Source organism: Aliiroseovarius sediminilitoris (assembly GCF_900109955.1).
Classification (GTDB): Bacteria; Pseudomonadota; Alphaproteobacteria; order Rhodobacterales; family Rhodobacteraceae; genus Aliiroseovarius; species Aliiroseovarius sediminilitoris.
Map to the genome: position 1 here is coordinate 1,713,909 of NZ_FOJB01000001.1, position 20,837 is coordinate 1,734,745.

Consider the following 20,837-nt stretch of genomic DNA (forward strand, 5'->3'; position numbering starts at 1 on the left):
AGGGGAGGCCACTATGACCGATACATCAATAGACAAAAAACCCGACGGAGATGGGCTGGCGGCACGATTTCCCACCGCCTATTCGATCCTTTTCTTGCTGATCATTGTTGTTGCCGCTCTTACGTGGATCATTCCCGCAGGGCAGTACGACCGTGCGATGAATGACGAGGTCGGACGCGAGATTGCAGTGCCCGGCACCTATCAGACGGTCGAGGCAAATCCGCAGGGTTTCGTGGATGTCATGCTGGCACCCGTCGCGGGGTTCTACGACCCTGACAGCTATGCCGCCAATGCCATCGACGTGGCGCTGTTCGTGCTGCTGCTGGGCGGTTTTCTGGGTGTGGTGAATGCAACCAAAGCAATCGATACGGGGATTCAGACGGCGATGGTGCGGCTGAAGGGTCGCGAGATATGGATGATCCCGATCCTCATGTCGCTTTTCGCCTTGGGCGGCACCACCTATGGGATGGCCGAGGAAACGCTTGCCTTCTATGCCCTGCTGATCCCGGTCGTCATTGCCGCCGGTTACGATTCCGTGACCGGCGTGGCAATTATCCTGATCGGCGCGGGCATCGGCACGCTGGGATCGACCATCAACCCCTTCGCCACCGTGATCGCCTCGAACGCGGCGGGTATTCCATTCACCCAAGGCATGGCCTTGCGGCTGGTCATCCTGTTGGGTGGCCTCGTGATCTGTATCGCCTACGTCATGCGCTACGCTTCAAGGGTCAAGGCGGATCCGGTCCGGTCCGTCGTGGCCGGTCAACGCGACAGCGATCGCCAGTTTTTCCTGAACGACGCAGATGTGGACGTGATCGAACCGCAGCTGAGCGGCATCCAGAAACTGGTGCTTGTCCTGTTTTTCGCCACCTTTGCCGTAATGATCTGGGGTGTGTCGAGCCAGGGCTGGTGGATGGCCCGGATGGGCGCATTGTTCTTCGGTATGGCGATTGTCGTCGGGTTGGTCGCGCGGATGGGTGAAAAGAAGCTGACCACGGCCTTTGTCGACGGCGCGAAGGATCTGCTGGGGGTCGCCCTTGTGATCGGACTGGCGCGTGGCATCGTGGTCATCATGGAGCAGGGTCTGATCGCCGACACCATCCTGAACAGCGCGGCCGACTCCCTGGGTGGCCTGCCGGAGATCGCGTTCATCAACCTGATGCTCTGGATCGAAATCGGTATGAGCTTTCTTGTGCCGTCCTCGTCGGGCCTGGCGGTTCTGTCGATGCCGATCCTTGCGCCTTTGGGCGACTTTGCAGGCGTTGGCCGCGACCTTGTGGTGACTGCCTATCAATCCGCAAGTGGTCTGGTGAACCTGATTACGCCCACATCCGCTGTGGTGATCGGCGGTCTGGCCATCGGACGCGTGTCGTTCGACCGATGGGTCGTCTTCGTCTGGCCATTGCTGCTGATCCTTGTCGTCTTCATCTCGGCGGGCATCAGTCTGGCCGCCATTCTCTGATTGAAAAAAGGAGCTATCTCAGATGTCTGAGCTGAAATTGGGTGTCCATTCGGAAACCGGGCAGTTGCGTCAGGTGATCGTATCGCCACCGGGTCTTGCCCACCGTCGCCTGACCCCAGACAATTGTGCGGATCTGCTGTTTGACGATGTGTTCTGGGTCAAGCAGGCGATTAAGGACCATGCCGTCTTTGCCGACATTATGCGTGGCGAGGGGATCGAAGTGCTGGACGCCATGGCGCTGCTTGCCCAGACGCTGGACATACCGCAAGGGCGCGCCTGGGTGCTCGATCATCGGATCACCCGCAACGATGTGGGCGTGGGGATGCGGGACGATCTGCGCGCCTGGATGGAGGAGTTGCCGGGCGAAAATCTGGCCCGCTTCCTGGTCGGCGGGATCACTGTGAATGATCTGCCCTTCACCCCGTCCGGCATGTTCGGCAGCTACCTTGGTCAGCACGGCTTCATCCTGCCGCCCTTGCCCAATTTCATTTTCACCCGCGACAACTCCGCCTGGGTCTATGGCGGGGTCACACTGAACCCGATGTACTGGCAGGCGCGGCGGCCTGAAACGCTGCTCATGGCCGCCGTTTATCGGTTTCACCCCAAGTTTACGGGTGCGCGTGTCTGGTTCGGCGATCCGACGCGTGAATTCGGAGCCGCGACGCTGGAAGGTGGCGACATCATGCCCATCGGCCATGGGGTCGTGATGGTCGGCATGGGCGAACGCTCGTCCCCGCAGGCGGTGGGCCAGTTGGCCGAAGCCCTGTTCATGGGGGGCGATGTGACGCGCGTCATCGCCTGCCAGATGCCCCGGTCGCGCGCGGCGATGCATCTGGACACGGTCTTCACTCATTGCGGCAATGATGTCGTGACCACGTTCAAGGAGGTGGCCGACGCCATCACCTGCTACGACCTGCGCCCCGGACCGGGAAACGCCCCTCTCGATATTCGCCGTGACGCCCGCCACCTGTTCGAGATCACCGCCGAGATACTGGGGGTCAAGAAACTGCATCTTGTCCCGACGGGGGGCAGCGATCTGGCCGAGCAATCGCGCGAGCAGTGGAACGACGGCAACAACGTGCTGGCGCTGCGCCCCGGCGTGGTGGTCGGCTATGACCGCAACGATGACACCAACGCCGCGCTGAAAGACGCCGGGATCGAAGTGCTGGCCATTCCCGGTGCCGAGCTTGGCCGGGGCAGGGGCGGCAGTCATTGCATGAGCTGCCCGACCATCCGCGACGCAATCTGACAAAAGGAAAACCCATGTCATATAATCTGCGAAACCGCCACTTCCTGACGTTGCGGGACTTCAGCCCGCAGGAAATCGGCTTCTTGCTGAAACTGTCTGCCGATCTCAAGGCGGCCAAATATGGCGGCTATGAGGTGCCGCGCCTGACCGGAAAGGAAATCGCGCTGATCTTTGAAAAGGACAGCACCCGAACCCGCGTCGGGTTCGAGGTGGCGGCCCATGATCAGGGCGCGCATGTCACCTATCTGGGGCCGTCGGGATCGCATCTGGGCAAGAAGGAAACCGTAAAGGACACCGCCCGCGTGCTGGGCCGGGTCTATGATGCCATCGAATATCGCGGGTTTGGTCATCCGATCGTCGAGACGCTGGCCCAGTATGCAGGCGTGCCGGTCTATAATGGCCTCACGGACGAATTTCACCCGACCCAGATCCTAGCTGATTTTCTGACCATGTCCGAGCATTCGGACAAACCGCTGGGTCAGGTCGCCTATGCGTTTCTGGGCGATGCGGGCAACAACATGGGCGACAGCCTGTTGATCGGCGGGGCCAAGATGGGCATGGATGTGCGTCTGTGTGCACCAAAATCGCTCTGGCCCGAACAGGCCATTCGGGACGAGGCGCAAGAGATCGCCAGAAAGACCGGTGCGCGCATCACCATCACAGAGGATGTGTCCAAGGCCGTGAAAGACGCCGATTTTATCTACACCGATGTCTGGCTGTCGATGGGCGAATCCAAGGATAAATGGGAGGAGCGTATCCGCCAACTCCTGCCCTATCAGGTCAATGCCGACGTGATGGCGCAAACCGGCAATCCACAGACCAAATTCATGCATTGCCTGCCTGCCTTCCACAATGCCGACACCGAGGTTGGTGCCGAGATCGCCGAACATTTCGACATTACCGCGATGGAAGTGACCGAAGAGGTGTTCGAAAGTCCCGCCTCCATCGTGTTCGATCAGGCGGAAAACAGGTTGCACACGATCAAGGCGGTGCTTGTCGCCACGTTGGGGAACTAGACGTGCTGGTGGTCGCAGCATTGGGGGGCAATGCCCTGTTGCAGCGGGGCGAACCCCTGACGGCAGACAATCAGCGCGCCAACGTCCGCGCGGCCTCTGCGGCGCTCGCGGATGTGGTGCGCGCCGGACACCGGCTGGTGGTGACACACGGCAACGGACCACAGGTCGGGCTTCTGGCGCTTCAGGGCGCGGCCTACAAGCCTGATGAGGCATTCCCGCTTGACGTGCTGGGGGCCGAAACCGGTGGGATGATCGGCTATATGATCGAACAGGAGCTTGAGAATGCGCTGGACCATGCGCACCCGGTGGCCACGCTGCTGACGCAGGTGGTTGTCGATGCCGACGATCCGGCGTTTCAGGCGCCCACCAAGTTCATCGGCCCGGTCTATGCGCGCGACGAGGCCGAAACACGCGCCGCCGCCGCCGGTTGGACCATCGCGCAGGACGGGGACAAATGGCGGCGCGTGGTCCCCTCGCCAAAGCCGCAGGATATCCCAGACTTGCGCGTGCTGCGCCTGCTGCTGGATCAGGGTGTGATCGTGATCTGCACCGGCGGTGGCGGTATTCCGGTGTTGCGTTTGCCTGACGGCAGTATGACCGGGATCGAGGCGGTGATCGACAAGGATGCCGCCAGTGCGCTGCTGGCGCGGCGGCTGGGGGCTGATGCGCTGCTTCTGCTGACCGACGTGGACGCGGCATACCGCGACTTCGGCACCGATCACGCAGCCCCGATCCGTCGGCTGACGCCAGAGGCAGCGCGTGCGCTGGACTTGCCTGAGGGGTCGATGGGTCCCAAGATGGCGGCGGCGGCCGATTTCGCCGACGGGGGCGGCCTTGCCGGGATCGGCCGCCTCAAGGATGCGCTGGCGTTGCTGGATGGAGCCGCCGGGACGCAGGTTCGTGTGTCACCATCAACACCAGAAAAAGGAGATTCTCAATGAAACGTCTTGCAGACAAAGTCGCCCTGATTACCGGGGGTGCAGCGGGTATCGGTCTGGAAACCGCGCGGCTCTTTCTCAGCCAAGGTGCCAAGGTGGCGGTCGTGGATCTCAAGGAGAGTGATCTGTCGGATGCCGCAAAGGATCTTGGCGAATCCGGCGATGTGCTGACAATCGCGGCGGATGTTTCCCTGGTCGAGGATTGCAAACGATACGTTGCGCAGACGATCGAGGAATTCGGGCGCATTGACGTGTTCTTCAACAACGCCGGGATCGAAGGCAAGGTCGCGCCGCTTGTCGATCAGAAGATCGAGGATTTCGACCGCGTGATGGCGGTCAACGTGCGCGGTCCTTTTCTTGGGTTGCAACATGTCCTGCCTGTGATGATCGGGCAGAACGCGGGCAGCGTCATCAACATGTCGTCGATTGCCGGCCTGAAGGGCAGCCCGAACGTCGCGCCTTATATCACGTCGAAACATGCCGTCGTCGGTTTGACGCGCGCCGCTGCGATTGAGGTCGCGGGCTACAATGTGCGCGTCAACTCCGTGCATCCGTCGCCGGTCAATACCCGGATGATGCGGTCGTTGGAGGACGGCTTCAATCCGGGCCATGGCGATGAAGTGAAGCAACAGCTTTCGGATACGATCCCGCTGGGGCGATATGGCGAAAGCCTCGATATTGCCAACCTGGTCTTGTTCCTTGCCTCTGACGAATCCGCCTTCATCACAGGCGCGCAATATCCCGTCGATGGCGGCATGGCTGCGGGTTGATTCAACGGGCAGGGGGTGCAACCCCTTCGCCCAAAGCGTTCGACCTGATCCCTGTGACCGGGATCAGGTCGAACGCCACGCGACATTTGTATCTTTTGGGTGACGCGCCAAAAAACAGTGCGTCAGGTTCTTAGCGGGTCAGCGTTTCGGCTGTGAATGCACCGACCCCAAGTGCTGTGTTCGTGCGCGCAATCGATGCGGATCCGTCTGACTCGGCTTCGGTCAAGGCGCGGATCGCGTCGATGGTCTCGGGGATCACAATCGCCTGGTTGTCGACCATGTAGGCATAGAACAGCTCGTCACCCTCGACCTTGAGCATGTCTTCCCACAAAGCCACTTCGTAAAGGCTGTCGTTCGGGCGACCAAGATCCGCCATCATTTCCTTGACCGTGTTGATCGCACTCAGCCCGTCGGCCATTCGGATCAGCGCGATGCGGGATGACGCACGGAACGCCGCCAGAACTTCGTCCTTCGAGGCCTTTCGCGGCATGCGAACCGACCAGTAATGCAGATGCGCAAGGGTCTGGGGCACTTTGACCGCCATCGTGATCACGTCAAGATCAGGATCGACGCTTTGTGCATCCGGGCCTTGATGGCTGGGAATTTCAGGCTCGGGAACGAGGGTGTTCATGATACCCCCCAAATGACTTTCCCAGGGGTCGGTGGCACGTCTGAGCAGCGTCCCGCGCGCGGAGACAAGAAGCCCGGCCTGCTTCAGCGCGGAAAGTGTGCGAACGATCGAGGTCGTGTTGCAGGATACGACCCGGGTGCTGTCGCGCCCGACTGCGCTGGTATAATTTGCTTCCGCGACGAAGGAATGGCCGGTCACGGCGTGTTTTTCCCCTCCATGAACGATGAAGCGGATACCCTTTTTACGATAGGTATCGACATTGCGTGCGGCAATCTTTTTCGGTGTGCAATCAATCACGATGTCGGCTGCGGCAAGCATGTCGTCCAGTCCGCCAGCCAGTTCCAGCCCTGCGTCTTGCATTGCGGGCGCTCGTTCCGGGTCGGCGGCGTAGAGGGCAAAACCCTTGGTGGCAGGCATCCGTGCGCGCCAGTCGGCGACCACATCTGCCACGCCGATCAGGTCCATGTCTGTCTGCACGGCCACCGCGTCTGCGACACGTTTGCCGATCACGCCGTATCCGTTCACGGCCACCTTGATATGTCTCATGCCAGTCATCTCGTTCTCCCAGTTTGGTTGCCAGTCGACTTGACGTTCAAACGCCGATGTGACCTGGCTTCGGCAATGTAGGCTCGCGTCAGCGGAACGGTGTCGCGGCGTTTGGCAAGCTGGATCTGGAACACCATCAACCGACCATTCCGGAACGCCGTTTCGCAGGCGGCCAGATAGAACTCCCACATGCGGCAGAACCGTTCGTCATAGAGCCTGCGCGCGCTCTCACGTTCGGCAGCGAAGCGTTCGGACCAGTGTCGCAGGGTCTGTGCATAATGCAAGCGCAGGATCTCGACATCTGTGACCCACAGCCCGGACCGTTCCGCCGCAGCAATGGTTGCGGACAGTGGCGCAAGATAGCCACCGGGGAAGATGTATTTACGGATCCACGGGTCGCTGCCACCAGCGGGCGCCATCGTGCCGATCGCATGCACAAGAGCTACGCCATCGGGCTTCAGAACCCTTTGGAGCGTGTTGAAATAATCATCGAAGCCGCTGTGCCCGACATGCTCCAACATGCCAACTGACACGACCCGGTCATATCGGCCCCGTTCTTCGCGATAGTCGCGCTGTTCGAAGGCGACCCGGTCGGACAGACCGGATTGCGTTGCGCGGGCGCGCGCGGCGGCAATCTGTTCCGCCGACAGGCTCAGGCCGGTTACGTGGGCTTGATGTTGTTGAGCAAGGTCCAGTGCCAGACCGCCCCAGCCCGACCCGATGTCAAGAACGTCGAGGCCGGGCCGCAACAGCAGTTTTGCCGCGATGTGCCGTTTTTTGAGGTCTTGCGCTTCGTCCAGAGTTTCGTTTCCCGTTGCGAAATAGGCGCAGGAATATTGTCGGTCTGCGTCAAGAAACAGATCATAGAGCTTGGTCGAGAGGTCATAGTGATGCGCCACGTTCGAACGGGCGCGGTTGATCGGATTGTGGTGCAGTCTGCGACTCAGCAACCTGTCCAGCCACCGCCGGAGCCTTTTCCCGGGCATCAGGTCAAGGGTATCAATGTCGGTTGTACAGATCATGAGAAGGTCGCGCAGGCTGCCCGTCTCAATGCGGAGCGTTCCGTCCATATATGCCTCGCCAAGCGCAAGGCTCGGGTTTGCCAGCAATCGCGCCGGCAATCCGACATCATCCAAACGGACCGAAACGGTCGGGCCGCCACCGGGGCCAAAGCACCATTTCTCGCCATTGGGATCGAACACGGTCAGACGACCGTTTTGAATGAGGCGGTGAAGCGATTTGGCGAGCAACCACATGGTTGCACGCCTTGGCGCAAAACTCTGGTGCCGCATTTGGCCGTCGTGCAGGTCAAGGCTTTCATCTGTGGAGGATTCACTATCGGACATGTGCTGACTCCGGGCTTGTGTTGATCAGGAAAGCGCATCAGGCGCCCCCGCTCACTTGAAACAGACGACAGATGCCGAGGTTCATTACAGGGCCGTGTTGTGGTGGGTGGCATCTGAAGCCAGATGAACTGCGTTCAGATGCACTTCGTCCGAAATGGGTGGCGCTCCTGAATTTTGCAGTCATTGTCGTCCGTGGGCGGTGACTGCGAACGCGACGGCAGTCAAAATGTGGGCGATCGTTCGTTGTTCTGTTTGTCCTTCAAACTTCGGTGGCGTCCGCCGGGGATTCTCGCCGCGCACGGGCTTTTTCGGCGGCGTCGCAGTGGCAGTCAAGAAAGCCATGGACCGGGCAGGTCAGGCACATTTGCTGCAACCGTGTTTTCAACGCCTGCCGACCCCGGTGAAGGCGAACGGTGATATTGTTCAACGTGATCCCGAGGTCTTCGGCAACCGCGGCGCGCGGTTGTTCCAGAAGATCCACGCGCCAGATCACTTCGGCATATTCCGGTCTGAGTGTTGGCAACAGTTTGTAGAGGCAATTGCATATTGCCTCATCGAGTTCTTCGTCAAAACCGATGTGTACGGCGTCAAGGTCGTTCGGAGCCATGACCACCTCGCTTCGACGCTGCCGCGATAACCCGCGACCATAGTCTGCAATCGAAGACGCAAGTACTTGGCTGAGCCATCCGCGAACGGCACGCAAATCACGAATTTGCACGGAGCGGTCGATGGCCCGCAACATGAACGATTGCAGTACATCTTCGGCGGCCTGCGGGTCGCCCAGTCTCCGACGCAGGAAATTCAGGATCTGCTGGCGGCCTTCCACCAACGCGCAACGGACGGCGGCGTCCGCAGCCTTGGCAGCAACGTCAGGCCGCTCTGCTGTAGACAATCTGTCTTTCTTTTCATATCGCATCAGACACCTCTGTAGGATAAGACGTCGAATGCTTGGGAATGTTACATCGTCGGGGTGAAATGCCAACCGGGGCGGTCTGCTGGTCTCGTGGTATATCTGCGCACCCTCGACCTCTGGGCGCGTCGGCAATCAGTCGTCTGTCTTGAGATATGTAAGATTTCGGCTGACGCAACGTCCTGTTACTTCGCCCATCCGAGCCCATCGGATCGTCGCAAAGGCTCCGTTGCGCGTTACGCATGGTGTTGGCAATGTGTTGGCAATCGCTGTTTGGAATTGGCCAGCGATCATCAAATACGAGATAAAGCAGTCATTCGTCGCTGAGTTGGCAAGCCGGAAGATTTCCGCGGTTCGTGCCGGTTCCGACCTGAATAAGGAAATCCCGATGTCGCCGACAACAATAACAAAGATCGTTCTGGCCATGTTCCTGTGGGCGGTTTGCTTTCCGCTGATCACGGCAGGGCTGCAATATTCGCCACATTTGACCTTTGCGACAATGCGGGCGGTTCTGGCCGGAGCCGCCTTGGTGCTTGTTGCAGTCTTGCTGGGCCGCCCGTTTCCGCGTGGTTGGCGCATATGGGCAACGCTGGGTGTCGTTGGCCTTGGCGCGACAAGTCTGGGTTTCCTGGGCATGTTTCATGCGGCAGAATTTGTATCTCCCGGTCTTGCCACAGTCATCGCCAACGCTCAGCCGCTGCTTGCGTCAATGCTGGGCGTTGCGTGGCTTGGCGAGCGATTGCCGAAAATTGGTTGGGCAGGGCTTTTGATCGGGTTCGCGGGAATACTTGTGATTGCCTTGCCGCAACTGGCCGACGGAGGGCGAGACGGGTCAGCGATCGGCTTTGCCTATATCGTTTTGGCAGCGGTGGGAGTGACGGTCAGCAACGTGGCGATCAAATCCATCGCTGGCGAAGTTGACGGACTGTTCGCGATGGGCTTTCAGTTGCTGATCGGCAGCCTGCCTCTCGCGGTTGCGTCCTTCGTTCTTGAAGACCAGACTGCCATCCAATGGACGCCGGTTTTTGTAATGTCTCTGCTGGGTCTCGCCTTGTTTGGCTCTGCGTTGGTTTACTGGCTGTGGTTCTCGGTATTGGAAGAAGTCGAACTGAACCGGGCGATCGTGTTCAGCTTTCTTGTTCCGATCTTCGGTCTCACGATCGGGGCGCTGTTCTTTAACGAGCGCCTTACTGTGATGCAGCTTTCCGGAATATCATTGGTCATTCTGGGCATTGTGTTCGTCAACCTCAGAGGCAGATTGCAAAGCCAACACAGCTAGATCGGCAAAAGCTGTGCGATAGATCAATTGGTTGAGCGAACAGGCCATCGTTTGTGTCGTCGGAATCATCTCTCTGCCAAACGGACGAGTGCCGATTGATTTGCTGTTCAGAAGGACGAGCGTTGAGGCAAGTTATTTCACATAAATAATGCGTGCACATTGAACATACAGGAGATAATCACCAGTCTAATTGTGCTGCAAATCGAGACTATGGAAAGGCTGGCAAGTCATGGTTCCGCAAGATACCGGCAATCCGGAAAATCCCGACGGCTCGCCGGAACGTGCATTGTTGGACGGGCGCGGTGCGTTTCTGGGGTTTCTGATCAAACGACTTGGCAATCGGGCAGATGCAGAGGATGTCCTGCAAGATTTCTGCATCCGCGTGCTGAACCGCAAGGATCAACTCCGCGACGTTGAACGAATGGATGCTTGGCTCTATGCGATTCTGCGGTCCACGTTGAACGACCATTACCGCAAGGGCACACGGCGCGGACGACTGGCGGCCGCGGTGGCTCGCGAACCGGAAGAATGGATAGCCGATGCGCCGACGCAGATGGCGCGGCTTTGCACCTGCCACGGTGGACTGATTTCCGAATTGCGCCCGGCGGATTCGGAATTGATCCGGCGCATTGACTTCGGCGAAGAGGATCGCGAAAGCGTGGCGAACGACCTTGGGTTGACCCGCAACGCTCTTGGCGTTCGATTGCACCGCGCGCGCACGGCTCTGCGCGAGGCGCTGACAAACCATTGCGGTGCATGCTGCCAGAATGACCGCGACGATTGTTTCTGTCCGCCTCAAGGTTGCGAGAATGAAGAGCACGAGACTGATTGCGAGGCGGAGCCGCCGCAGTCCTGATCGTCATGCGGTCGGTCTTGTAATGTTTTGCCCCAACCGCCGTCTTCTTCTGTGACTGCCCCAAGGGGCATTGCAGCGGGAGTGTTCGGCACATGCCAAAGATCACAACAAATGATAATGCGAGAGCAACGGAACGACCGTCGCGCGATATCGGCGTTCCAGCGTTCATGTCGCGGATGACCTGCGCATGTGCAGAGACTCTGACGCGCGCAAACGCCCCGCTGGCACAGGCGGTGTTCCATCATGTGGAAGTGTTGAAGCAACCCCCAACGGATGCTGCGCGCGCACTGGGCATCGAGCCTGGCGATGCGGCCTATCTTCTGACCGGTTTACGCGAGGATGTCGCAAAGGACCTCGTGCTATTGTTGGATGCGAAGCGCCAGTCCGAAGAAACCTCTGGAAAGAAGGAAATCAGCGATGAATAAGCGCCTGCGTCTTACGACAGTCAAACCCGATCATCCCGCTGCACCCGTCGCTGTCATTGCAAAGACGGGCGCAAACACACCCTATTCCCAAGACGCGTTTGAGCGCTGGGTGCTGTTCCTCGATACGCTGCGCGAGCGCGCGGACAACATGATCGCGCATGAACGGCAGGGCATGCCGCCGCTTCTGGATTTCGACTACGAGCTGCTTCTTGATGCGCGCACCTTTGACCGGCCAGCCAATTATGCCCTGCTCAGGATCACGCGGGCGGGCGACGATTGTTGGGAAGATTGTGTGGACGAGGCAAAGGCGCCGGTGATCGTCATCGACCCGCGCGCCGGCCATGGCCCCGGCATTGGCGGCTTCAAGCACGACAGCGAGGTTGGCATGGCGATGCATGAGGGCCATCCTGTCTATTTCGTGATCTTTTTCCCTGAGCCCGTGCCCGGCCAGACCCTGGCCGATGTGCACCATGCCCTGCGCGACTTCGTGTCCGAGGTCGTCCGACGTCACCCGAAGACGCCGCCCGTGCTCTATGGCAATTGCCAGGCCGGCTGGGCGGCCACACTTCTGGCCGCGGATTGCGACGGGCTGACCGGACCGGTTGTGCTGAACGGCTCGCCGCTCAGCTACTGGTCGGGCGAGGCGGAATCCAGCCCGATGCGGATGCTTGGTGCGCTGACTGGCGGGTCGTGGGCTGCACACATGGTCGCCGATCTGGGGGACGGGCGGTTCGACGGCGCGTGGCTGGCGCAGAATTTCGAGACCCTGCAACCCGAAAAAGCGATCTGGGAGAAATACGCGAACCTCTTTGTCCATGCCGATACCGAGCGCGAGCGGTTCCTTGACTTCGAACGCTGGTGGAATGGCTACTATACGCTCAGCCGCGAAGAAATTCTGGGCATCACGCAAAACCTCTTCATCGGCAACCGGCTGGAACAGGGCGAGATGGAGTTGGACGCGCATTGCACCATCGACCTGAGGCGGATCAGCAATCCAATCATCGTCTTCGCCTCGGAAGGCGACAACATCACGCCGCCACAGCAGGCATTGGGGTGGATCGCGCGGCTCTATCCCGACACCGATGCGCTCAAGGCCGCCGGGCAGCGCATCGTCTACATGACACATGAACATGTCGGGCACCTGGGCATCTTCGTGTCGGGGTCCGTCGCGCGACTTCAACATCGGGCGATCCTGGAAAGCCTGGACGCGGTCGAGGCGCTCGCACCCGGCCTTTATGAGATGGTGATCGACAAATCTTCCGATGGTCCGACGCGCAAGACCGACGATTTCAAGCTGCGCTTCGAGCCGCGCGAAGTCCATGATCTTGGCATTGTCTCAGACGATGCGGCGCTGGCGCAGGTGGCCCAGATGTCGCGGATCAATGAAGCCGTCTATTCGACTTTTGTCAGCCCATGGCTCAGAGCTGCAACATCCCCGGCCAGCGCCGACACGCTGCGTGCCCTGCATCCCATGCGATGGACCAGAACGATGTTTTCCGAACGGGTGAACCCATGGATGGCCCTGATTAAATCCGCAGCCGATACGGTGCGCGAAAATCGGGAGCCTTTGCCGGACGACGAACCCGCAATCCTTGCGGAACGCGTGCTGTTGGCGCAGACGGGCGCGGTTCTGGGCGCCTGGCGCAAAGGGCGCGATGCGTGGGTCACACAGGTCTTTGGTGCGATGTACGGCAATTTCCCTTTCGCCACCTCCACCACACAGGCGGGCCAACCGACCGCCACATCAAAAAAGGAATGACGACTATGAATTGGCTTATTGAAAACTGGGTCATCGTCCTCTTGTTGGGCGGAATGGCAGCGATGCACCTTTTCGGGCACGGTCACGGCGGCCATAAGCATGGCGGCAAGTCGAACAAGCAAAAAAGTGCGCGCGACGAGAAACCGGACGCCGACACCAGCGCGCCATCGGAAGATGCCTGACTTTCCCGAATGCTGCGATCCGGCGGAACTGCTGGATCTGTCCGGTCGGAAGGGCTTGGTCATCGGCATCGCGAATGATCGCAGCCTGGCATGGCCTGCCGCGATGCATTTCCGACAGGCCGGAGCCGAACTTGCCATAACTTACGTCGATGAACGGACAAGACCTTACGTGGCACCCTTGGCGTCGCGGCTTGACGCGCCGATCGTCTTGCCCTGTGACGTCAATGTTCCACGCGAACTCGATGCCGTTTTCGATACGATTGCCAGACGTTGGGGGCGGTTGGATTTCATTCTTCATGCAGTGGGCAGTGTTCCACCCGCCGACCTTCACGGTCGCCTGACCGATTGCTCGGCCGAGGGGTTTTCAAAAGCAATGGCCGTTTCGGTTCATTCGCTGATCCGCATGGCGCATCTTGCTGAACCCCTGATGACCGACGGCGGCAGCCTGATCACCCTTAGCTATCTGGGTGGTGAGCGTGTGGTTGAGAATTACAATGTGATGGGACCGGTGAAGGCAGCACTTGAAGCTACCGTTCGCTATCTCGCGCATGAACTCGGCCCGGCGAACATCCGCGTCAATGCCATTTCGGCGGGACCGGTCCAGACCCGGGCGGCGTCGGGATTGACCGGCTTTGCGAGTCTTCTGGACGCGACCGCACGCGCCGCCCCCTTGCGCCGCAATATCGAAGCCGACGAGGTCGGTCGTGCGGCATTGCTCTTTGCCAGCGACTATACCAGCGGCATCACGGGCGAGGTGCTGCATGTCGATGCGGGTGTCCATGTCGAAAGCCCCGTTCGTGCGGCAGGAAAAAACACCAAGTCGGAGGATGCGCGATGACCGTTACCAAAGATGACCATGATCCGTTGCCCGCGTCGGAGCGGCGCGATTTCCTGTATTACGCAACCGCGTCCACAGGCGCGGTTGCTGTCGGCGCCGCAGTCTGGCCGTTGATCAATTCGATGAACCCTTCAGCCGACGTAACCGCTGCCGGAACCGTCCGGGTTGACCTGTCCGGCGTCGAACCCGGACAGCGGATTACCGTCAAGTGGCAGGGGCGCCCGGTCTTTGTCTGGCGCAGGACCCCGGCGGCGATCACGGCCGCGCGCGCGGTTGATCTTGTCGATCTTGTCGACCCCATAGACAGTGCGCGTGAAAACCCGAACCAGGCAGGCGACACCCCCGCGCGGGACGAAAACCGCACGGCGGATGCGGCTGGCGAATGGTTGATCGTGATCGGTGTCTGCACCCATCTCGGCTGCATCCCACTGGGTCAGGATGGGTCGGCGGTTGGCGAATTTGGTGGTTGGTACTGCCCGTGCCATGGATCGCACTACGATATGTCTGGCCGTATCCGAAAGGGACCTGCGCCACGCAACCTCGATATTCCGCCTTATGATCTGGGTGAGGATCTGCAACTCGTGATCGGCACCTGATTGATGGATCGGTTCATAAACCCATTACTCGCGAAGGAAACCATGACATGCAAGCCAAGGATATCATGACAACATCCGTGATCTCTGCCCAGCAGGACGGAAAGGTCGAGGACGCGGTTCGATTGATGCTGGATCATCACGTCAGCGCCCTGCCAGTTCTTGACGCCGAAGGCGATCTGAAGGGGCTTATCAGCGAAGGCGACCTGATGCGACGTGTGCGCAGGCTTGACGGTCCACGCCGATCCTGGTGGCTCGAAGTGCTGGGCGGTTGGGGTGACTCCGCCCAGGATTTCGTCAAGCTGAGAAGTCACCGTATCGAAGATGTGATGACCCGCGATGTCGTATCAGTCGGGGAATCCACTCCGGTTGCCGAGATTGCGCGTCTTCTGGAAAAGCACCGGATCAAACGGGTTCCCGTGCTGCATGACGGGCGCGTGGTGGGGATTGTCAGCCGCGCCAACCTGCTCCATGCCCTGTCGACCATTTCGGAAGGGACACTGCGCAAGCCGACCGAGGACGATCGCGTGTTGCGCACGAAAATAGATGTGTCCCTGAAGGAGGTGCCCGGTGCGGCGGTCAACCTGATCAACTACACCGTCGACAAGGGCCATGTCGCCGTCTGGGGCGTCGCAGATAGCGATTTCGAAGAGAACGCAATTCGCGTCGCGGTCGAGAACGTGCCAGGTGTGCGCAGTGTCGAGATCAAGATGGGCCGACTGCCGGCATGGTCCTATGGTATATAAGGGGCGCTGACTGACGCCTCCCCGAATGAGGACGGGCGTTGAAGTTACCACGCAACCACTTACCAGCGTCAGACCGATCAGTCGATCCGGGTGTGGGTTCCGACCTGCTCCAAAGACTGACCGGTGCGGCATGAGGGACGCATAGGTCCAGCGGTTCGGGATGACCGTGTTCAAGGACTCGCCCCCGGCCTCCGTCAGCAGCCCGTTTGCCGTCCTGGCAGGCGATATCAGTCCTTCGGAACTTTTATCCCAACGGTTTCTGGCCGAGCACATGGTGAGCCGCATTCGAAATTTCATGTTGGGTATCCTGGTCCTGTAAGGCTTTCAGACGACTGACGTCTACAGGATGAACGCAAACAAAAGGAGGTCCAGATGGACAACCGTTCCAACTCCCAGACTCAAGACAAATCCGCCGAGAATTCGACGGGATGTTGCGGTGGCAAGTCCGAAGCGCAGCCGCAAACCAAGGCCGAGCCGCGCGTCACGGAAGCCGCCAGCGACAAACCGGCCAAGTCCGGCTGCTGTTGCGGCCAGAACTGAAGCCAGCCCGCGCAGGGCAAACGCCTTGCGCGGATGCGCGCCCATCCTGAACCGATATCCGCTGGCCGAGGTGTCGGCGCGACGCATCGAAAATCGAGATGAAAGGAACAAGCCATGATGCCACTCATCTATTTCACTGCAATCGCAGCGATCCTTTTTCTGGCCCTGCGCATGACGTGCGGGGCCTGTGTCATGGGCGCGGAGACCGGGACAGGGCGTGCGCGTCTGCCGATCATGCCGCTGGGATGGGCGCTGAGCCTGTTTCTGGTGCTGACATATCTGGTTTGCGTCATATTCGACCTGATCTTCCCCGGTTATGCGATGTACCAGACTTGGGCGGGCCTGCTGCCCGGTTTCGTGTGGCTGACCCCAACCGGCTTTCTTATCGGCCTGGCTGAGAGCTTTCTGTATGGCTGGTACGCCGCGCTGATCTTCGGCGGGCTCTTCAACGCCATCGCGAGCAACGGAGTTAAGGCATGACACTGATCGCACGTCCGAAACTGCGCTTTCTCGGTGCTGCCGGAACCGTGACGGGATCGCGCTACCTGATCGAGGCCATGGGACAGCGCATTCTGGTCGATTGCGGCCTGTTCCAGGGTTTCAAGCAATTGCGCGCACGCAATCGAAAGCCGTTTCCGGTGCGTCCCGATACCATCGACACGGTGCTGTTGACGCATGCACATCTGGACCATTCGGGGTATCTGCCTGCGCTGATCCGGGCGGGGTTTCGTGGACGGGTTCATTGCACCGAGGCAACCGCCGAATTGTGCGGCCTTATCCTGCCCGACAGCGGACATATTCAGGAAGAAGAGGCGCGTTTTGCCGCTCGCAAGGGGTTCTCGAAACATAAGAACCCGAAACCGCTCTATACGCTCAAGGACGCACAGACGGCGTTGGAACGCCTTCAGACGCACGGCTTCGATCACAGGATCAACCTTGGCGATGGGATTGCGGCGCGGTTCATTCCGGCTGGACATCTTCTGGGCGCCGCCCAGATCCGACTTGAGATCGGCGACAGGGTTGTTCACTTCAGCGGCGATCTGGGGCATGATCCGGATCCGCTGATGCGACCGCCGACACCTTTTGGCGGGGCCGATGTGCTGGTCTGCGAATCCACATATGGCAATCGTTTACACCCCGACACCGACCCCGAGGCCGAACTGGCTCCGATCCTGAAACGCACATTCTCGCGCGGTGGCACGGTGCTGATCCCGTCTTTCGCGGTCGGGCGGGCGCAGGGGCTGATGCTGCATATCTCGCGGCTGATGCGGCGCGGTGACATCCCCTATGTTCCAGTGTATCTCAACAGTCCGATGGCGGTGGATGCGACCGAAATCTATCACCGCCACCACACCGAGCATCACGTCAGCCGCGAAGACTGCAACGCGATGTTCGAGATTGCCAAGCGGGTGAACACGGTCGAGCAGTCGAAGGAACTGAACACGCGTCATGGCCCGATGATCATCGTGTCGGCCAGCGGGATGCTGACAGGCGGGCGTATCCTGCACCATCTGGCCAGCTTTGGAGGGGACCCGCGCAACACCATCCTGCTGTCCGGCTTTCAGGCTGGCGGAACGCGCGGCGCTGCACTGGCCGGGGGTGCGCAAAGTCTGCGCATGTTTGGTCGGGACTTCCCGATCAACGCCGAAGTGGTTCAGCTTCAGTCCTTTTCCGGGCATGCCGATGCCGATGAGATCCTGCATTGGATGTCTGCGGGTCCAGCCCCGGACATGACATATCTGACCCATGGGGAACCCACGGCGGCGGACACTCTGAGATTTCGTGTCGAACATGAGATTGGCCGCCCCGTGCGCGTGCCGGAGCACCTTGAATCTGTCTTTCTGGACCGCCCGCGATGACTGATACGCTTGCTCTTATCCCCGCCGGTATCGACACTTACAGTCAACCGATCGTTTATATGAATGAAGACTGCCATATTTGTCGCTCGGAAGGATTCGCCGCTCAGGCCCGCGTTCGGATCGATCTGGAGGGCCGCTGGATTATCGCGACCCTGAACGTCGTCGGTCGCGGGTCATGGCTTGGCGTAGACCAGGCGGCGCTATCCGCTTCCGCCTGGCAGGCGCTTGGCGCAAGGGAAGGGGACAAGGCCATGTTCTCGCACCCCGAACCGGCTGCTTCCGCGTCCGTGATCCGGGCGAAAGCCTATGGCGGCAGGTTGGATCAGGCGGGGTTTGCGGCAGTCGTCAGGGACACGCTCGACAATCGGTTGTCTGATCTTGACCTTGCAGCCTTCATCACCGCCTGCGCAGGCGATCGGCTGGACGAGGCCGAGACCGTGGCGCTGACGCGTGCCATGAAAGATGCGGGGCAGACGCTCGACTGGGGTGAACGCACCGTTCTCGACAAGCACTGCGTCGGTGGTTTGCCGGGCAACCGGACGACCCCGATTGTCGTGGCTATCGTTGCGGCGGCGGGGCACCTGATCCCCAAGACGTCCAGCAGGGCGATCACGTCGCCGGCGGGCACGGCCGACACGATGGAGGTCATGGCCCCGGTTGCGCTCGATGCCACCGCTTTGCGCCGGGTGGTCGAAGCCGAGGGCGGGTGCATCGTCTGGGGGGGCGGGCTTGCCCTCAGCCCCGCTGACGATCATTTCATCCGTGTTGAACGCCCGCTGGATTTCGACTCGACCGGTCAACTGGTGGCAAGCGTGCTGTCCAAAAAGGCCGCAGCAGGTGCCACGCATGTCCTGATCGACATGCCGGTTGGACCCACCGCCAAGGTGCGATCCATGGCGGCTGCGGAAGCCCTCGGTGCCCGGCTGTCGTCAGTGGGCAAGGCGATGGGTCTGAACCTGGCGCTGCATGTCAGCGACGGTGTGGCCCCCGTCGGGCGCGGCATCGGTCCGGCGCTGGAAGCCTTGGATGTGCTCGCGGTTCTGCGACGGGCGCCAGGCGCACCTGTGGATCTGCGCGAACGGGCGCTGGATCTGGCCGGGCATCTTCTGGACCTCGCACCGGGCACCGTGGCGGGGCAGGGACGGGGCCGGGCGCAGGCGGTGCTGGACAGTGGTGCCGCTGAAGCCAAATTCCTGGCCATCTGCGCAGCGCAGGGTGGCTTCCGGGAACCGGGAACGGCGGCGCAACGGATCGAGATTGACGCCCCGCACGCGGGCGTATTGATGGCCGTAGACAACCGCCGCATCGCCCGCATCGCCAAGTTGGCTGGCGCACCGCGCCAAAAAAGCGCAGGCATTCGATTGCTGACGCAGATCGGCGACCGGGTGGAGAAAGGTCAGCCGCTCTATGAGCTTCATGCCGAAACACCCGGCGAACTGGCATATGCCCTGTCCTATGCCGAATCCCAGACCGATGTAATCACGCTGTCCGAGAGTGTGCCATGATCCTTGTTCCGTTTCCCGAGATGAAGCCGCTGGCCGAAACTCTGGCCCCCGCGATGGGGGTCGATTTGCGACCGCTCGATTGGCACCATTTCCCCGATGGCGAGAGCCTGATGACCCTGCCAGCCGATCTGGACGGGGCTGATGTGGCGCTGTTGGCAACCTTGCGCGATCCAGACCGTCTTGCCTTGCCCTTGCGCTTTGCCGCGGCGACCGCCCGCGAGATGGGCGCGCGCCGGGTCGGATTGATTGCACCCTATCTCGGCTACATGCGGCAGGATCGTCGTTTCAAGGTCGGGCAGGCGGTCAGCGCGCCGATCTTCGCGCAATTCCTGGGCGAAAGTTTCGACTGGCTGGTGAGCATTGATCCCCATCTGCACCGCATCGCGCAACTGGACGATGTCTTCCCGATACCTGCAATCCGGGCAGTGTCCGCCCCGCTGCTTGCAGCATGGATCGTGGAAAATATTCCTGACGCCGTTCTGCTCGGCCCAGACAGCGAAAGCCAGCAATGGGTGGCCGAGGTCGCGGACCTGGCCGGACGGCCTTATGAAGTGCTGCGCAAGATCCGAACCGGCGACCGTCAGGTCGAGGTCAGCGTGCCGGACAATGCCTTGTTGCGGGCAGGTACGCCTGTGATACTGGATGATATCGCTTCGTCTGGGCGGACACTGGTGCGCACCATCGAACGGTTGGTCTCGGCAGGCACCCGCGCGCCGGTGTGCCTGGTCATCCATGCGGTTTTTGCAGGATCGGCCCACGACGATATTCTGGCGGCCGGTGCCGCACGGATTGTCACAACCGATACGATTCCGCATCGGTCGAATTTCATCGGCGTGTCATCGCTTCTTGCCGAAACTATCCTGAAGATCACCAAGGGGGTTGACCTTCCGGCCACTGGAAGGAGCACGTTGAGCACCAGGGATTCGACAGGACGTAACGGATGAACGCGAATATGAAAGCCAGCAGTCACGCGCCGCATGGTGTAAGCCCCTTCTTCATGGGGGGCGGACTTTTTCTTGTCTCGGCGCCAGTTCACCTAAGTGTCGAGCAAGATGTGTCCATCCTGATTTCGGCGCTGACCCTGGCTTTGATCGGCGGTGCCTACATTGGTTTTGCGGCACAACACATTTCACAGAAAGTCTTCTGGGGTGAACTTGCAGTGGCAATCGGGTTTGCGCTGGCAGCGCTTGCGGGTGTGATGTGGTGGCCGGCGATGATTGGGCTGGGCTTGATCGCTCATGCTGTTTGGGACATCCTGCATCATAATCGCAAATTCGGGGCAGATGTTCCAAGCTGGTACATATCGTTGTGCGCCGTGTTCGACGTCGCTGCCGGGCTATTCCTGCTTCTTCTATACGGGCTTTGACGCGTCTGGACGCGGCAACAG

The 20,837-nt window shown here is 60.3% G+C and carries 22 protein-coding genes; 18 read left to right on the top strand and 4 right to left on the bottom strand.

Features of this window, described 5'->3' with window-relative positions:
* The first annotated feature begins 13 nt into the window (after positions 1-13).
* From BMY55_RS08470 to BMY55_RS08490, 5 genes are read left to right on the top strand one after another with little or no spacing between them, the layout of a single operon-like run.
* Positions 14-1,462 (top strand): YfcC family protein, encoded by a 1,449-nt coding sequence (locus BMY55_RS08470; RefSeq protein ID WP_091429882.1) that lies wholly within the window; start codon positions 14-16, stop codon positions 1,460-1,462.
* A gap of 22 nt (positions 1,463-1,484) precedes the next feature.
* Entirely contained in the window at positions 1,485-2,711 is a 1,227-nt protein-coding gene (locus tag BMY55_RS08475) for an arginine deiminase (protein WP_091429883.1), read from the top strand.
* A gap of 14 nt (positions 2,712-2,725) precedes the next feature.
* Positions 2,726-3,727, top strand: a complete 1,002-nt coding sequence (gene argF, locus BMY55_RS08480; RefSeq protein ID WP_091432216.1) for an ornithine carbamoyltransferase — start codon at positions 2,726-2,728, stop codon at positions 3,725-3,727.
* 2 nt (positions 3,728-3,729) lie between these two features.
* Positions 3,730-4,668, top strand: a complete 939-nt coding sequence (arcC, locus tag BMY55_RS08485) for a carbamate kinase (RefSeq protein WP_091429889.1) — start codon at positions 3,730-3,732, stop codon at positions 4,666-4,668.
* Positions 4,665-5,435 (top strand): SDR family NAD(P)-dependent oxidoreductase, encoded by a 771-nt coding sequence (locus BMY55_RS08490; RefSeq protein WP_091429892.1) that lies wholly within the window; start codon positions 4,665-4,667, stop codon positions 5,433-5,435. The genes arcC and BMY55_RS08490 overlap by 4 nt, the downstream gene beginning before the upstream one ends.
* Positions 5,436-5,565: 130 nt before the next feature.
* On the opposite strand, the gene BMY55_RS08495 is transcribed toward BMY55_RS08490, so the two are convergent.
* The 3 genes from BMY55_RS08495 to BMY55_RS08505 all read right to left on the bottom strand — a co-directional run bounded on the left by BMY55_RS08495 (position 5,566) and on the right by BMY55_RS08505 (position 8,850).
* Entirely contained in the window at positions 5,566-6,612 is a 1,047-nt protein-coding gene (locus tag BMY55_RS08495; RefSeq protein WP_218142235.1) for a type II glyceraldehyde-3-phosphate dehydrogenase, read from the bottom strand.
* Between the two features lie 5 nt (positions 6,613-6,617).
* Positions 6,618-7,958, bottom strand: a complete 1,341-nt coding sequence (locus tag BMY55_RS08500; protein WP_245744691.1) for an SAM-dependent methyltransferase — start codon at positions 7,956-7,958, stop codon at positions 6,618-6,620.
* A gap of 259 nt (positions 7,959-8,217) precedes the next feature.
* Positions 8,218-8,850, bottom strand: a complete 633-nt coding sequence (locus BMY55_RS08505; protein ID WP_245744692.1) for an RNA polymerase sigma factor — start codon at positions 8,848-8,850, stop codon at positions 8,218-8,220.
* Positions 8,851-9,256: 406 nt separating this feature from the next.
* Between BMY55_RS08505 and BMY55_RS08510 the strand changes: the two genes are divergently transcribed.
* The 8 genes from BMY55_RS08510 (at position 9,257) to BMY55_RS08540 (ending at position 15,546) form a co-directional block, all read left to right on the top strand.
* Complete coding sequence (locus tag BMY55_RS08510; protein ID WP_091432217.1) at positions 9,257-10,147, top strand: DMT family transporter; 891 nt, start codon at positions 9,257-9,259, stop codon at positions 10,145-10,147.
* A 229-nt stretch (positions 10,148-10,376) separates the two neighbouring features.
* Positions 10,377-11,003 (top strand): RNA polymerase sigma factor, encoded by a 627-nt coding sequence (locus BMY55_RS08515; RefSeq protein ID WP_091429899.1) that lies wholly within the window; start codon positions 10,377-10,379, stop codon positions 11,001-11,003.
* 92 nt (positions 11,004-11,095) lie between these two features.
* Positions 11,096-11,428, top strand: a complete 333-nt coding sequence (locus tag BMY55_RS08520) for a hypothetical protein (RefSeq protein ID WP_245744693.1) — start codon at positions 11,096-11,098, stop codon at positions 11,426-11,428.
* The gene (locus tag BMY55_RS08525; protein WP_091429900.1) at positions 11,421-13,187 is read left to right on the top strand and encodes a DUF3141 domain-containing protein; all 1,767 of its coding nucleotides are present in this window, start codon (positions 11,421-11,423) and stop codon (positions 13,185-13,187) included. Before BMY55_RS08520 ends, BMY55_RS08525 begins: the two co-directional genes overlap by 8 nt.
* A gap of 5 nt (positions 13,188-13,192) precedes the next feature.
* Positions 13,193-13,369, top strand: coding sequence for a hypothetical protein (locus tag BMY55_RS16920; protein WP_177179313.1), 177 nt, complete (start codon positions 13,193-13,195; stop codon positions 13,367-13,369).
* Positions 13,362-14,207, top strand: a complete 846-nt coding sequence (fabI, locus tag BMY55_RS08530) for an enoyl-ACP reductase FabI (RefSeq protein WP_091429902.1) — start codon at positions 13,362-13,364, stop codon at positions 14,205-14,207. The genes BMY55_RS16920 and fabI overlap by 8 nt, the downstream gene beginning before the upstream one ends.
* Positions 14,204-14,803: a ubiquinol-cytochrome c reductase iron-sulfur subunit gene (gene petA, locus BMY55_RS08535; protein ID WP_091429903.1), complete on the top strand. Its 600-nt coding sequence runs from the start codon at positions 14,204-14,206 to the stop codon at positions 14,801-14,803. Before fabI ends, petA begins: the two co-directional genes overlap by 4 nt.
* Before the next feature lie 47 nt (positions 14,804-14,850).
* The gene (locus BMY55_RS08540; protein WP_091429905.1) at positions 14,851-15,546 is read left to right on the top strand and encodes a CBS domain-containing protein; all 696 of its coding nucleotides are present in this window, start codon (positions 14,851-14,853) and stop codon (positions 15,544-15,546) included.
* A 339-nt stretch (positions 15,547-15,885) separates the two neighbouring features.
* Here BMY55_RS08540 and BMY55_RS08545 read toward each other — a convergent pair whose 3' ends face one another.
* Entirely contained in the window at positions 15,886-16,173 is a 288-nt protein-coding gene (locus BMY55_RS08545; protein WP_091429906.1) for a hypothetical protein, read from the bottom strand.
* A 27-nt stretch (positions 16,174-16,200) separates the two neighbouring features.
* Here BMY55_RS08545 and BMY55_RS08550 point away from each other — a divergent pair, with 27 nt between their 5' ends.
* From BMY55_RS08550 to BMY55_RS08570, 5 genes are read left to right on the top strand one after another with little or no spacing between them, the layout of a single operon-like run.
* Positions 16,201-16,566, top strand: a complete 366-nt coding sequence (locus BMY55_RS08550) for a DUF5676 family membrane protein (protein ID WP_091429908.1) — start codon at positions 16,201-16,203, stop codon at positions 16,564-16,566.
* Entirely contained in the window at positions 16,563-17,945 is a 1,383-nt protein-coding gene (locus BMY55_RS08555) for an MBL fold metallo-hydrolase (protein WP_091429909.1), read from the top strand. Before BMY55_RS08550 ends, BMY55_RS08555 begins: the two co-directional genes overlap by 4 nt.
* On the top strand, positions 17,942-19,450 hold the full coding sequence (locus BMY55_RS08560; RefSeq protein ID WP_091429911.1) for a thymidine phosphorylase family protein: 1,509 nt from the start codon (positions 17,942-17,944) through the stop codon (positions 19,448-19,450). Before BMY55_RS08555 ends, BMY55_RS08560 begins: the two co-directional genes overlap by 4 nt.
* Complete coding sequence (locus BMY55_RS08565) at positions 19,447-20,394, top strand: ribose-phosphate diphosphokinase (RefSeq protein ID WP_091429913.1); 948 nt, start codon at positions 19,447-19,449, stop codon at positions 20,392-20,394. The genes BMY55_RS08560 and BMY55_RS08565 overlap by 4 nt, the downstream gene beginning before the upstream one ends.
* The gene (locus BMY55_RS08570; protein ID WP_091429915.1) at positions 20,391-20,816 is read left to right on the top strand and encodes a DUF6010 family protein; all 426 of its coding nucleotides are present in this window, start codon (positions 20,391-20,393) and stop codon (positions 20,814-20,816) included. Before BMY55_RS08565 ends, BMY55_RS08570 begins: the two co-directional genes overlap by 4 nt.
* The last annotated feature ends 21 nt before the right edge of the window (positions 20,817-20,837 follow it).